Origin of the sequence: Stieleria bergensis (assembly GCA_007745635.1) — a bacterium.
In the GTDB taxonomy this organism is placed as follows: domain Bacteria; phylum Planctomycetota; class Planctomycetia; order Pirellulales; family Pirellulaceae; genus Stieleria; species Stieleria bergensis.
The window spans coordinates 4,874,504-4,888,451 of sequence record CP036272.1 but is presented as its reverse complement, the minus strand read 5'-3'; the positions used below and the strand labels follow the sequence as shown (position 1 = coordinate 4,888,451).

8 protein-coding genes are annotated in these 13,948 nt (G+C 56.1%); 4 read left to right on the top strand and 4 right to left on the bottom strand.

What is annotated here, in order from left to right; genetic code table 11:
- Window positions 1-251: 251 nt before the first annotated feature.
- Window positions 252-1,052, top strand: coding sequence for an SDR family NAD(P)-dependent oxidoreductase (locus SV7mr_RS17235; protein WP_145274940.1), 801 nt, complete (start codon window positions 252-254; stop codon window positions 1,050-1,052).
- Between the two features lie 21 nt (window positions 1,053-1,073).
- Here the strand turns inward: SV7mr_RS17235 and SV7mr_RS17230 are convergent, their stop codons facing one another.
- Window positions 1,074-1,778 (bottom strand): DNA alkylation repair protein, encoded by a 705-nt coding sequence (locus SV7mr_RS17230; RefSeq protein WP_145274937.1) that lies wholly within the window; start codon window positions 1,776-1,778, stop codon window positions 1,074-1,076.
- 282 nt (window positions 1,779-2,060) lie between these two features.
- Here SV7mr_RS17230 and SV7mr_RS17225 point away from each other — a divergent pair, with 282 nt between their 5' ends.
- Together SV7mr_RS17225 and SV7mr_RS17220 are read left to right on the top strand one after the other, a co-directional pair.
- Window positions 2,061-5,111 carry a DUF1553 domain-containing protein gene (locus SV7mr_RS17225; RefSeq protein ID WP_145274934.1) on the top strand — a complete coding sequence of 1,017 codons (3,051 nt, stop codon included), beginning with the start codon at window positions 2,061-2,063 and terminating at the stop codon, window positions 5,109-5,111.
- A 53-nt stretch (window positions 5,112-5,164) separates the two neighbouring features.
- On the top strand, window positions 5,165-6,574 hold the full coding sequence (locus SV7mr_RS17220; protein WP_145278549.1) for a DUF1501 domain-containing protein: 1,410 nt from the start codon (window positions 5,165-5,167) through the stop codon (window positions 6,572-6,574).
- Between the two features lie 11 nt (window positions 6,575-6,585).
- Here SV7mr_RS17220 and SV7mr_RS17215 read toward each other — a convergent pair whose 3' ends face one another.
- On the bottom strand, window positions 6,586-7,191 hold the full coding sequence (locus SV7mr_RS17215; RefSeq protein WP_145274931.1) for a ribonuclease E domain-containing protein: 606 nt from the start codon (window positions 7,189-7,191) through the stop codon (window positions 6,586-6,588).
- A 421-nt stretch (window positions 7,192-7,612) separates the two neighbouring features.
- On the opposite strand from SV7mr_RS17215, the gene SV7mr_RS17210 reads away from it, so the two are divergent.
- Window positions 7,613-11,026, top strand: coding sequence for a PVC-type heme-binding CxxCH protein (locus SV7mr_RS17210; protein WP_419187524.1), 3,414 nt, complete (start codon window positions 7,613-7,615; stop codon window positions 11,024-11,026).
- 43 nt (window positions 11,027-11,069) lie between these two features.
- Here the strand turns inward: SV7mr_RS17210 and SV7mr_RS17205 are convergent, their stop codons facing one another.
- Window positions 11,070-11,876, bottom strand: a complete 807-nt coding sequence (locus tag SV7mr_RS17205; protein WP_419187523.1) for a 4'-phosphopantetheinyl transferase family protein — start codon at window positions 11,874-11,876, stop codon at window positions 11,070-11,072.
- Window positions 11,877-11,900: 24 nt separating this feature from the next.
- Window positions 11,901-13,676: a bifunctional folylpolyglutamate synthase/dihydrofolate synthase gene (locus SV7mr_RS17200; RefSeq protein ID WP_419187522.1), complete on the bottom strand. Its 1,776-nt coding sequence runs from the start codon at window positions 13,674-13,676 to the stop codon at window positions 11,901-11,903.
- Between the last annotated feature and the right edge of the window lie 272 nt (window positions 13,677-13,948).

Here is a 13,948-nt window from a genome sequence, read left to right as displayed (position 1 = left end):
AACGCCCAGCCGACGGGGCGGGGCGACCTTCGCGAGGAGAGATCGGGTAAATTAAACTCAGCGAACGGTTCCGCTTCGTTTCAGGCTGCTCCGCCACGTTTGACCCGGTGCTTTTAGGGCTCTGGGGGCTCTTAGGGCAGGTCCAGCAAGACGTGGAGTTCAGCCGTCGGGATCGAGTTGTCGGGCGGTTCGGCCCATTTCGTTCGCTTTCCATCAACAACTTTCCTTCTGACCTTCGAACTGCTGACAACATGACATCACTGCAAGGCAAGCGAGCTCTGATCACCGGTGGCACCCAGGGAGTGGGGCAAGCGATTGCGCTGGCGTTGGCCGGTGCTGGGGCGGATTGCTTGTTGGTAGGGTTGGCTGCGGATGACACCGCCCAGCAAACCGTTCAGGCCTGTCGGCAACAAGGCGTGCAGTGTGAACTGATTTGTTGCGATCTGGCGCGGGAGCCAGATCAGTACCTCGATGACTTGATGCAACAGATCGAACAAACCTTGCCTGGGATCGACTTGCTGGTCAACAACGCGGGGACGTATGTCGACCTGCCCTTCTTGGAAATGGATTTTCAGCGTTATCAGAAAACGTTCCATTTGAACGTGACCGCTGGTTTTTTTCTGACCCAGCGAATCGCTCAACGCTGGGTGCAGCAGGGTGTTTCCGGCCGAATCGTTTTTACCGGTTCCATCAACGGGGTGTTATCCGAACCGGATCACGTGGCCTACGACGCCAGCAAAGGTGCGGTGGCGGCGATGGTGCGTTCCTTGTGTGTGTCGCTGGCTCCGCATGGGATCCGAGTCAATTCCATGGCGCCTGGGTTAGTGCGAACGCCGCTCACCAGTGGCGCCATCGACGCTGATGGATTTGGTCAATGGATGAGTTTGCACACGCCAAGCGGTGTCGTGCCGGACGCGAAGGTCTGCGGAGACGTCGCCCTCTTTCTATTGTCTGATGCGGCTCAGCATATTCATGGGCAGACCCTTTACGTTGACGGTGGCATGAGCGTTTGGCAACAACCTGATCCGCCAGCGGGATGGTCGCCCAGCTAAGCTCGTAACCAGCTCAGTTGGTTACTTGACGCCCAGTTTCTTTTTCAGCGCCGGACTCTGGAGGTGCTTGACGACGTCCAGCGGTTCGCAGCGATTGTCGTCACCATAATCGATGTCCACCGCGCCGATCGCTTTGGCTGCTTTAAGAGCAGCTTGGTGAAGCGTTTTGTTGCGTTTGCCGATTCCCATCAGCGCCGTGTTCATCGACTCGCGAACCCACATGTCTTCTTCGTGGATGCTGAACTTGATCTGCTCAATCAAGTTCAGCAGAAAGTCATCGTCCATGCCCTGGGTCTTTTTCTTGGAGAGTTCATAGATCAGGGCATAGCCACAGCGTCGGCGAACCGGGTCTTCGTTTTCCATCCAGTCACACGCCAGTTCAAAGGCGAAGGGAGTTTTGGCCAGGGTGGCGTCGCAGGAGGAGAACACATGGCTCATGTAGCCACCGGCAAGTTGTTCGACTTGCTTTTCGGCTTGGCTGCGTTTGAGTTGTTTGGGATCGTCAATCATCAGGCTTAGCAGTCTGGCGTCGTAGACTTTGCTGCGCCAGAGTTCCTTGGCCAGTTTGTGGTCCCGGCCGATGGACTTGGCAAGCTTGCGGAGCTGAGTCAATCCGATGCCAAAGCTCATGAGGTTGCCCGCCTTCTGGCAGAGCTTTTCCCAGTTCGCGATGCCGCGTTCGTTCTTGTTTTGCTCCAGCAATTCCATTACTTCCGCAGCAGTCATCGTCACTCTCAGATCAAGGCCTAAAGAAAACGCCGATTATAGATGATTCGCGGCGGACCGAGGGCTGTTTTCTTCCCAGCGCTGTGGCTGAGATGCTCGATGGCACGGAGTCGTGTCAAGATCCCGTTGCTGATGGATGTTTCTGGGATTTCGTCTATACTAGAGGTTGGTTGTTGGCTGCGTCTGATTTTGTTGTCACCGGCCACTTTCCAGCCTTCCTTTCGCTGCCCTCCCCCGCTTCCTTCCAGCAGTGCCGCTGTTCATTAGTGGTGATACTGAAACATGTTGTCAAAAGTCTCCATCTGCGGCCGAAACCACTGGTTGCCGGCAAAGCGTCTTGCTTCTGGGTTTGTCTTGTTGGGTGCGTTTTTTGCATCTTGCAATGGCAGTGCCGAACAACCGGCGGCCCCCGTGCAATTCAATCGTGACATTCGGCCGATCCTGTCGGACAAGTGTTTTTCGTGTCACGGCATTGGTTCGGAGGATCCGGCTGCGGACTTACGACTCGATCAGTTCGAAGCCGCAACGGAATCGGCGATCGTGCCCGGTGATGTTGAAGCCAGCGAAGTCGTTGCTCGGATTGAAAGCGATGATCCTGATTCGATCATGCCGCCACCTGATTCTCACAAGGAACTGAGTCCTGAAGAGATCAAACTGATCCGTCAATGGATTCAGCAAGGTGCGGGGTACGAAGATCACTGGGCCTATCAACCGATGCGTCGTGCAAGCAGCGTTGATGCCAAGTTGCCACTGTCGAAGCAAATTGATCAGATCACTGCGTCGCGGTTTGAACAAGCGGGGATGAAGCCCGCTGGCCCTGCCGACCCGGTCACCTTGATTCGGCGTCTCTCTTTTGATTTAACCGGTTTGCCACCAACGCTTGACCAAGTGAAAGCGTTTCAGGCCAAGCATGATCGTCAGGCGATCGAAGCCTTGGTGGATCAGTATCTTGCCTCGCCAGCCTATGGCGAACGCATGGCGATGTACTGGTTGGACTTGGTGCGTTACGCGGACACCGTCGGCTACCATGGGGACCAAAATGTGTCACAGTCCCCGTATCGCGACTACGTGATCCAGTCTTTCCATCGCAACATACGCTACGATCAGTTTGTCCGTGAACAGCTGGCCGGTGACTTGTTGCCCGATGCAACGCTGCAACAGAAGGTCGCCTCGGGTTACAACCGACTGAATCAAACGACGGAAGAAGGTGGATCGCAAGCCAAAGAGTATTTGGCGATTTACTTTGCGGACCGCGTGCGAAATGTTTCGCAGGTCTTCTTGGGATCCACAATGGGTTGTGCTCAATGTCACGATCATAAATACGATCCGTTTACCGCCAAGGACTTTTATTCCTTTGGTGCCTTCTTTGCTGACTTGCAGGAAGTCGGTGTGTATAGCAACCGTGGACGGCCGCCAATGATGCGTGTGCCTACGGCCGAACAGCAACAACAAATCAAAGGCTTGGAGCAAGAGATTGCTGACGCCGAAGCAAAGCAACCTGAACTGCGTGCTGAGTTGCTGACGAAACTCGCTGCCTGGGAAGGCGAAGCGGCCAAGCAAATTGGTGTCGCGGTGGAAGTTGAAAAGCCATGGGTCGACGATGCGTTGCTTGTCCAAGCACCGACCAATGGTGACTGGCGTTTCATTGCCGGCGACGAAAAAGCTGGCATCCCGGTTCACTCTGGCACGAAGGTTCGCCGGCAGCAAAGCGGGGAACTGGTCCAGCATTACTTTGATCGATCAAAGCAACCCTTAACCGTCACCGATGACACCGTGTTTTACAGTTGGGTTTACATCGATCCCAAGAACCCAGCGAAAGCCTTGATGTTGCAAATCAATAACGGTGATTGGTCGCATCGCAAAGTCTGGGGGAGCGATGACATTGTTTTTGGTCGAACCGACAAAAGCGGACCCGCCTACTTTCGTGCTGGCGCGTTGCCAGCGACCGGTCAGTGGACGCGTCTAACGGTTTCTGCGAAAGAGGTTGGCCTGAAGTCAGGCGACAAAGTCAGCGGGATGGCGTTCACTCAGTTCGCCGGCAAGGTCTTTTGGGATGACGCCGGCTACGTCGACACCGATGGAGTTCCGGCGGCAATCGCAAAGACCTTGCAAACCCCAAAAGAAAAGCGTGACGACACGCAACAACAGAATCTGATCACCTATTACTTGGAAAGCCAAGACGCTTGGAAAGACTGGAAACAGCAGGTTCAAACGCTTAAGGATCAACGGCAGCGTGTCGAGGCGATGGCGCCCCAGACCGTTGTGTCCGTCTCGGGGAAAGCCAGGCCGATTCGAATTTTGCCACGCGGGAATTGGCTGGATGAATCGGGCCCCATCGTTCAGCCTGCTGTGCCAGAGTTCATGGGGCAGCTGGAAGTCGGCTCCGAACGAGCCAGTCGATTGGATCTGGCAGATTGGATTTGCCAGCCGGATAACCCGTTGACAGCTCGCACGATGGTGAACCGAGTTTGGGCGTTGCTGTTCGGACGCGGGATCTACACCAGTCTGGACGACATGGGCGGCCAGGGGACGTATCCATCGGATGTTGAACTGCTCGATACGCTGGCCTTGGAGTTCATTGAATCGGGCTGGGACGTCAAGCAATTGGTGCGTGAGATTGTGCTGACGGACGCCTATCAGCGGTCTAGTTTGGCTTCCGCTGAGTGGCTGCAAGCAGACGCATTCAATGACAAGTTTGCTCGCCAAGGACGCTTTCCGCTGATGGCCGAAATGGTGCGTGACAACGCCTTGCAGATCAGTGGCTTGTTGGTGGATCAGGTTGGCGGTGGCAGTGTGCGTCCCTATCAACCTGCTGGCTACTATGCTCAGTTGAACTTCCCCCGTCGAAAGTACCAAGCCGACCAAGGTGGCAACCAGTATCGTCGTGGTGTTTATACTCACTGGCAGCGAACGTTCTTGCATCCGATGTTAAAAGCCTTTGATGCTCCCAGTCGCGAAGAGTGTACCGCCGCACGTGCTCGATCGAACACGCCGTTGCAGGCGCTGGTGTTGTTGAATGATCCAACCTTCATTGAGGCCGCTCGCGTTTATGCCCAGCGGATCATGAAGCACACGCCACAGCAGGATGATCGCATGGTGTGGGCGTTTGAAAACGCGGTTTCGCGGCAGCCGTCCGATGAGATTAAGCAAACTCTAAAGGATGTGTATCAAGCACACCTGGCCCATTATCGAGACCATCCAGAAGCTGTTGCCGAATTGCTTGCCCAGGGGCAACAGCCCGTCGACGAATCACTCAATGCTGCCGAGCTAGCGGCCTGGACGGGCGTTGCTCGTGTGATTCTTAACCTGCATGAATTGACCACTCGCTACTAAGATTCCTTCTTTCAGTTACGAAGAACATCATCGTGGAAACTTTCAATCAACGAATGATTCGCCGCACGTTTTTGCGCCGAACGGGAATTGGTTCGATCGCATTGGCATCCTTGCTGCGAGCGGACCAAGCTGGCGCGGACCAAACTGCTGCAGGTCCGGGCAATCTTGGTGGCGGTGCCTTGCTGTCTGCCAATCATCACCCGCCCCGTGTGCGGCGCGTGATTCATTTATGCATGGCGGGTGGTCCCAGTCACTTGGAGACCTTTGATTACAAGCCCACCCTGCAAAAGCTTGATGGCAAACCGATGCCCAAATCGGTCACCGAAGGGCAACCGATCGCACAGTTGCAAGGGCGGGAATTGAAAGTGCTGGGGCCGCAGCATCAGTTCAAAGCCAGTGGTGAGAGCGGTCTGATGATTTCAGAAGTCTTTCCACAGATCAGTGGGCTGGCTGATCAGATGTGCGTGATCAATTCGCTGCACACCGAACAGATTAACCACGACCCGGCTCACACGTTCTTTAACACGGGGACTGCGATCAGCGGGCGCCCCTCGATGGGTTCCTGGGTGTTGTACGGTCTTGGGTCCGAAACCGAAAACCTGCCGGGCTTCATCGTGTTGACCAGCGAAGGTGGCGGGCAATCACAGCCGATCAGTTCGCGGCAATGGCATTCGGGGTTTTTGCCCAGTCGCCACCAGGGCGTGCAGATGTATTCCACCGGCAGCCCGGTGCACTATGTGAAAAATCCCAATGGCGTCAGCGATCCGCTGCAGCGCAACGTCGTGGACGCGGTTTCAAAAATCAACTCGCTGCGTGACGGTTCCTTGCAAGATCCAGAGATTGCGACGCGACTGGCGGCGTATGAAATGGCCTTTAGGATGCAGAGTTCCATTCCCGAATTGACCGACATGTCCGATGAGCCACAGCATGTCATCGATGCCTATGGTTGCACTCCCGGTGATGGCTCGTTCGGCAGTAATTGCTTGCAAGCCCGGCGACTGGCGGAACGTGGCGTGCGCTTCATTCAGCTCTATCATCGTGGTTGGGATCACCATGGCGGTGTCAAGAATGGTGTCGCTACCACCGCGAAGCTTGTCGATCAGGGCACCGCTGCGTTGGTCAAGGATTTGCAGCAACGCGGCATGTTGGAAGAGACCTTGATCGTCTGGGGCGGCGAGTTTGGGCGGACGCCAATGGCACAGGGCAGCGGCCGAGATCACCATATCAAAGGCTTCTCAATGTGGATGGCTGGCGGTGGAATCAAGGGTGGCATGAACTATGGCCAAACCGATGAATTCGGCTACAACGCCGTCGAAGACAAAGTGCATGTGCGAGATTTTCATGCCACCATGTTGCATCTGTTGGGCATCGATCACATGCGGCTCTCGTACAAGTTCCAAGGGCTCGACTTCCGCTTGACCGGAGTTGAGCCCGCGAAAGTCATCAAACCGATCCTGGCGTAACCGGCACAGCCTTACATCAAGGCGCGGAAATAGCAGACGCCGGCCGCGGTAATGTGCAGTGGAATCATCGAAGCCGCCGTCCATTGGTAGCGTTTCTGTTTAGAAAAGATGCCCAGCACTGCCAGGACGACGCCCAAAGTTGCCACCATCAACCCACCTACGGGGAAGAGGATGGTGCCGAGGATCGCAAACAGCAGAACCAAGACCGCCGCGGCCGTTGCTCCCATCGCCAGATACATCAAGGCATTGAGTTCAGCCAATGAGACCGCGCTGACCGTCGGCGATGATTTGATCGAAGGGGCTGACGCGGTCCCGGGAGCAAAAGGTGATCCGACTCGCAACGGTCCGATTGCCAGTGCCGCAGTTTTGATCGAGACCGCTGGAGATGTTGCGCCGTCTGGGAGTGACTGGGGGCTGTTTTCCGATTCTGCTGGAGACGGTTCGGTTTCAGCAGGCGCAGGTTCCGGCGTGGAAATCACTTTCGCAACAAACAGTGCTTCCGATGGAGCAGGCGCTAAAGGCTCGTTTGCGGCCGCATGATCGTGGTTTGCCGATTGGCCAGCAGGCATTTTCGGGGACGCAGCTTGCTGATTGGGTGAGTCATCGGGGTTGCTCATGACAAAGCAGTCTGCCGTGGAATGTGAATGACAGGAGCGGAGACGCCGGCTGGGATGTCAGTCCTGGCGTCTAGAACCCTCATTGTAATGGATGAGGTTTTCCCTGCACGCGGTGGTCAGGGCCTGCGATCTGGGAATCCAAGAATTGCCTGCTCGTCCCGCCCGTCCATTGGGTCAGTCGCGGACCCGATCGTTGTGTCGTTTTGGGTCTCTGATGTGGCAGAGCTGTGTCTGCAGCGTGGGCGGATCTTGCAGCCTTTGTGAAACGCCCCCCAGACGAGTAGCGTTAAGATGGGGTTGTCTGTCAGAAACTGGACGGATGAGGGCGTTACAGGTGTAGTCGTCGTGGCGGATCCGATGCTACACTTTCACCCCGGTTTGATTAAAACGTGAATCTGATGGCGTAAGAGAAGTGCTTGCAATGTTGTGTTCGATTAAGAAGGCGTTTGTTGGTTTGGAGAAGCACCGCGCTATCCAGATTTGGGCCGTCATGCTGCTAGGTGTCCTACAAGGTGTGGTGGTCTTGCAGTCTGGATCGTTGGTGGTGGCTGCCGATGTCGAGGTTCCTCCGCCGGCGGAGCCAGAGGTTTCTCCTGCGTCCGAAGAAGCCACCGAGGCGATGGCAGCGATTCGGATTCCCGATGGCTGGAAAATTGGTCTTTGGGCGGCTGAGCCCGATGTCGCCAATGTGGTCGCTTTCGATATCGACCGCGTGGGGCGAGTTTATGTCTGCGAAACGTTTCGCCAGAATCGAGGTGTCACGGACAATCGTGGTCACGACAAAACGTGGCTGTACGCGGATTTGGCTGCGAAAACGGTTCAAGATCGCATCGACTATCACAAACGCTTGCTTGGCGATGCTGCGATCACGTACATGCAGCAAGATGATCGCATTCGTCGTTTGACTGACACCGATGGTGACGGCAAAGCCGATGAGAGTGTCTTGGTTGCCAACGGGTTTAACCGCCTGGAAGAAGGCACAGGCGCTGGGATTTTGGCGACCGATGAGGGGCTGTTCTACACCTGCATCCCCAAACTGTGGAAGCTGGTCGATCAGAACGGCGATGGAAAGATTGATGAACGGATCGCGCTCTCCGATGGTTATGGAGTGCGTGTTGCCTTCCGTGGACACGATTTGCACGGCCTGATTCGAGGCTACGACGGTCGGATCTACTTTTCCATTGGCGACCGCGGTTACCACCTTCGAAACAAAGAGGGCAAAGTGCTGGCCGATCCCGCCAGTGGTGCCGTCTTCCGCTGTGAACTCGACGGCAGCAACTTGGAAGTGTTCGCACGCGGATTGCGTAACCCACAGGAGCTGGCCTTCAATGATCGTGGTGATTGGTTCACCGTGGATAACAACAGTGATAGCGGCGACCGCGCTCGCTTGGTTCACTTATTGCAGGATGGCGACACCGGTTGGCGTATGTACTATCAGTACCTTCCCAATCGCGGTCCATTTAACCAAGAGAAAATTTGGTATCCTTTGAACGAAGATCAGCCAGCGCATATTGTGCCCCCGGTTGCAAACTTTACCGACGGACCGAGTGGTTTGGCTTACTACCCAGGAACGGGTTTTGGCGATCGGCTCGATGACACCTTTTTGATCTGTGACTTTCGTGGTGGCCCCAGCAACAGTGGCGTGAGGACCTTTCAGGTCGAGCCCGCTGGCGCGACTTATACCAAAGGCGAAGACACCGAATTGATCTGGTCGACATTGGCAACGGATGTGGCGTTCGGTCCTGACGGCGCCATCTATGTCAGTGACTGGGTGAACGGTTGGGATGGTCTTGGAAAAGGCCGAATCTTTCAAGTGACCGACCCGACCCATCAACAGGATGCGGCGGCGGTCCAAGCCAAGCAGTGGCTGGCCCAGGAATTCAGTGAGCTGGACGAAGCACTGCTGCTGGAACGCCTCGCACACGTTGATCAACGTGTGCGTTTGCACAGCCAATGGGAGCTGGCGCGACGGAACAGTCTGCAGCCTCTGGCTTCGATCCTCGCTGATGGAAAGGCTCTTCCGTTGGCTCGTTTGCACGCAGTTTGGGGGCTGGGGCAGATCGCTCGCTCGCAGCAAGCGGAGTTTAAAAAGAACAGTGATGAGTTAATTCAAGCGATCGTCGGTGCCGCAAATGACTCTGACCAGGACGTTGCGTTTGCCGCTTTGTCCGTGACCGGTGAACAGGCTTGGGGACAAGCCATTGCCGCTGCCACCAAGGCCTTGCAAAGTCAATCCTCGCGAGTTCGCTACGCTGCGATCGACGCCTTGGGCCGTTGCAAAGACGCCAAATCGATCAAGCAAGTGTTGCAGATTGCTGTGGCTGCACCAAAAGATGTGGCCCTGCGTCACGCGGCCGCGATGTATCTTTCGCGAGTCCTGAACAGCAGTCGGCTGGCTGAGTTGAAAGAAGACGATCGCAGTCACGTGCGATTATTGGCCGTCGTGGCTTTGCGACGTCAGCAGAGCGGTGCCGTGCGAGCGTTTCTGGATGACAGCGATCCCAAAGTGGTTCTCGAAGCGGCTCGTGCGATTCATGATCAACCCATTTCCGCTGCCATGCTGGACTTGGCAGCTCTGATCAAGCGGCCAGCGGCTTCCAAGGCACTCAGCCGCAGAGTGTTGAATGCGAACTACCGGATGGGCACTCCCGAGAACGCGGTCGCGGTCGCTCAATTCGCAACCCGTGGCGAAGCCGGCGAAGACCTGCGGCTTGAGGCGCTGGAGATGCTGGCCAATTGGGCCGCACCCGATGCCTTGGATCGCGTGTTGGGAGACTACCGCCCGCTAGAGAAACGATCACAGGCTGCTGCGGCGACCGCTTTGGAGCCGCAAGTTGACTTGTTGATGGCGTCAGCTGAAAAGGTCCGCCTCAAGGCAATCGATGTGGCTTCGTCGTTGGGGATTAAGAAAATTGGAGAGCAACTTGCCAAGCAAGTCCTGCAGAAAGAACGCAGCGCCGCCGCACGTGCGGAAGCTCTGCGAGGGCTTGCACGTTTGAACCCGTCGCAAGCCGTGGCGATGGCGCAGTCACTCACACAAAGCAAGCAGTCTGCCGCGCTGACTCTGGCGTCGTTGGATGTTCTGGCCCAGCATGCTGCCGCAAAATCGATCTCGCGATTTATTGATGCCTTGCAAGATAGTAACCTGACCGTGCGTCAGCGCGCTTGGGACTTGGTTAGCAAAGACAAGTCTGCCAAAGCCGATGAAGTGATCGCCGCCGCGACGGCTGATCTGATCGCTGGAAAATTGCAGACGAGTCTGCACTTGAACGTGTTGCAGGCTGCAGAGGGGCGTTTGAAGCAGGCCGATCGGAATGCGTTAGCGGACTATCAGGCGACGCTGGCCAAATCGGAACCGCTTGCCAAATGGATTGCCTGTTTAGATGGAGGCGATGTTCAGGCCGGCAAGAAGCTGTTCTTTGAAAAGACCGAGCTGTCCTGCGTTCGCTGCCATAAAGTCGATCGCACCGGTGGCGAGGTTGGTCCAAACTTGACAACGATTGGCAAGGACAAAGACGCGCGCTATTTGTTGGAGGCTCTTTGCCTTCCCGATGCACAAGTCGCCAAAGGATTTGAAACCACCAACGTGGTCGATATCGATGGGCGTGTCTTGGCAGGGATCGTTCGCCAAGAAAATGACGATTTCATTGAATTGATGCTGCCCGATGGGAAGCTCGAACGCGTGCTTCAAGATGACATCGAGGTTCGCAAAAAAGGCAAATCCGCCATGCCTCAGGATCTGATCAAGCACCTCAGTGATCGGGAACTGCGAGACCTGGTGGCGTATTTGAAAAGCCTGAAAAAATCCCGTCGTGGTGCCAGTGAGGCCGAGTGACGTTGCTGTGTTGCCATCGGCTTCTCTTCACCCTTGGTGATCGCTAAGCCTGGCGTGCGGAGTGATCCATCAAGGACTCGAAGGGATTGGCCTGCAACTGCCACTCGGAATCGTGTTTGGCGTCGTGCGTGGTTTCAATCGCGACTGCGGCCAAGTAACCATCGCGTGGTTGCAAGCATTCGAAACGCCAATCTGAAGCGTCACCAAGGTCAGGGTTGAGAAATTCAATCTCCGGTCGAGGCGAAAGGATGTCGACAAAGGCAAACTGATCGAGTTGTGTCTGCAAACCGGTTCCCATGGCTTTGACAAACGCTTCTTTCAACGTCCAAATTCGCAGAAACACCGTCCGAGCATCCGCTGCGTTCTGGTTGGCCAGAAAGCGAACCTCTGGTTCAGCAAAGTATCGTTCAGCCAGTTCCAGGGAGGTGCGTCGTTGGACCGATTCGACATCGACGCCCAGTCGCTGAACACCTTGACCGGCCACCGCACAGAGGACCATTCCTGACGTGTGGGCGACGTTAAAGGGGTGATTCAAATGAGCTGGAGTGGCGACGGCTGGTTTGCCATGTGGTCCCAGTGAGAAACTGATTTCGTCGGGCGACGTCTGGTCAGGCCCTTGTGCGTGATGGCAAAGCAAGAATCTGGCCATCCCGCGCCCGATGACGTGCTGATTGCGCGTCGTCGGTCGACGAAAGCGATCAGCCTCCCTCCGTTCCGAAGCCGGCATGACTCTTTCACACCAATGTTCGTTGGCGCCGGGAGTCTGCTCCGATGCCGCACAGTGCCATAACTGCACCGCTGCCGAACGCTGCTTGGGCGCCGAACTGGATGAAGGGTGGTTAGCAGACAAAGGGCTTCTCGCGCAGTGGAGTCTTTAGGGCTGAAGACGAACAGATTCGTTTGAGTCACCGTGCGTGACGGTTGCGTGTTGGCAGCAAGCGGTCTTGCTCGTGTGGGCCAGGTCTGTTGTCGCAGCCAATAATTGGGGACGCAGTTGGCCGGCCAAGAAAAACGAACCGCACACCACAACTGTTCCCGCGTTTGCTGGCTTGCCAGTGGGTGATGGTTGGCCGTGTTGGTTGACCCACAGCAGCGCATTTTGCAAGGCCGTTTCAGGGGCGTCGATCAAATGAATCTGACAGTCCCGCGTTGGCTTTGATGGTGAGGCAGTTTGCATCGCTTGGCCGAACGCCGTATGGCACTGCTGGGCAGGCAAGGCGCGCGGATTGGTCGTGTATTGCGTTGCAAACACCGCATCAGCGATCTCGGTGATGGACTCTGCCATCCCTGCAATGTCTTTGTCGTTGGTGGTTCCAAACACGAACGCTAGCGGTCGTTTCAAGGTGCTTTTGTCCGCACCTTCGCCGCTGTGGGGCTGATCGCTGTCCTTGAATCGAGAGCGAAGAGCCTGGCAAAGTGCTGCAATCGAATCACCGTTGTGTGCCGTGTCAACAATCACCAATTGCTCATCCGGCAGTTGGCGACTCGCGTGTGAGACTTGTTCAGGTGAGACGATGTCGCGAGGATCAATCCACAGTCGCTCGGTCCGGCCTGGGCACTCGATTGGATTCAAGCCTTGTGCGATTGCCGATTGAGGAATGCTCAGTGGCGTTCGGTGGTCCAGTGTCTTGAGAATCGCAATCGCAACGGCTGCGTTGTCTACTTGGTGTGATCCTAGCAGTCCGAGTTGCAGTGACTTGAGTTCCATCGGATGGGGTTGCTGATGCCCGGATTGATCGGGAGCGTGCGGGGCACCGTGCCATCGGAAATCAAACTGGCTGCCAGTGGCGTGCTGTTGCAAAATGGACGCAGAGAAATCTCGGCCACGCTTGGAAAAGGGGACGTTCGCCTGTTGGGCCAGTTGGTCGATGACTTTGGCGGCCCCGCCGCTGGCAACACCGCTGATCAGAGGAACATCGTTTTTGATGATGCCAGCTTTTTCGGCGGCGATTTTTTCCACCGTGTCGCCCAGGATTTGTTGGTGGTCCAATCCGATCGAAGTGATCGCCGTCACGGTGCTTTGGCAGACGTTGGTGCTATCCAGGCGACCACCCAGGCCGACCTCTAGCACGATCGCATCGACTTGACTGCGAACAAAGTACAGCATGGCCAGTGCGGTGGTGAGTTCGAAAAACGAGACCGGTTGTCCTGCTTGATCCATGTCATCAACGACCGGCCGCAAGCGTTCAATCAGTTGACGAAGCTCGTCGACAGAGCACATCTGCGAGTTGATGCGAAATCGCTCGCGAAGGTCACTCAGGTGTGGCGAAGTGTACAGTCCGACACGGTAGCCGGCTTGCTGCAACATCGATGTGACCATCGTGGCCGTGCTGCCTTTGCCCTTGGTGCCTGCAATGTGAATCACTGGGATCGGCGCGGCTTTCTGGGCTCCGTTTGGGTCGGCTAAGTAAGCGGCCAAGCCCAGTCGGCGAAACAGTTCTTCGGTTCGCTGCAGTTTGAACGGATGGTCACGTTGCCCAGAGCGTTCGAAGTCGATGCGATGGAACAGGAAGTCAGTGGCTTGTGCTAATTGTTCGCGTTGGGCCGATGTCAACGTTTCAGCGCGTCCCGCTGGCTGGTTCACCAGTGGCTCATCGCGGGTTGCCGCCACGGAGGTGTTTGCCGCTGGCACGGATCCAGCGGATTGCACGGCTTCCTGGTTTGAGATCTTGTCTGTGGACTTTGGATTGAGCACAGCGATGTTGCCAGCGTTACGAACGGCCCCAATCGATTGAGGCGATCAGGTTTTTGGTCTGACCGGGGATTGCGGAAAGAGGCCAGGAGGACTGTCGGATGCTGCCGCTTGCAGGCATTCTAAACGCCCCGAAAGCCCGATCGCTGGCAGCGTTAGTGTGAAGGGATTTGCTGGGATGCACAAGTCGAGCCCAAAGCCTGATTGTGGAGGGTGTTTCTGTCGGTCCG

Excerpts from the sequence above, each read along its gene's own strand:
- SV7mr_RS17235 (WP_145274940.1), top strand. The coding sequence starts at position 252 with ATGACATCACTGCAAGGCAAGCGAGCTCTGATCACCGGTGGCACCCAG.
- SV7mr_RS17230 (WP_145274937.1), bottom strand. The coding sequence starts at position 1,778 with ATGACTGCTGCGGAAGTAATGGAATTGCTGGAGCAAAACAAGAACGAA.
- SV7mr_RS17225 (WP_145274934.1), top strand. The coding sequence starts at position 2,061 with ATGTTGTCAAAAGTCTCCATCTGCGGCCGAAACCACTGGTTGCCGGCA.
- SV7mr_RS17220 (WP_145278549.1), top strand. The coding sequence starts at position 5,165 with ATGATTCGCCGCACGTTTTTGCGCCGAACGGGAATTGGTTCGATCGCA.
- SV7mr_RS17215 (WP_145274931.1), bottom strand. The coding sequence starts at position 7,191 with ATGAGCAACCCCGATGACTCACCCAATCAGCAAGCTGCGTCCCCGAAA.
- SV7mr_RS17210 (WP_419187524.1), top strand. The coding sequence starts at position 7,613 with ATGTTGTGTTCGATTAAGAAGGCGTTTGTTGGTTTGGAGAAGCACCGC.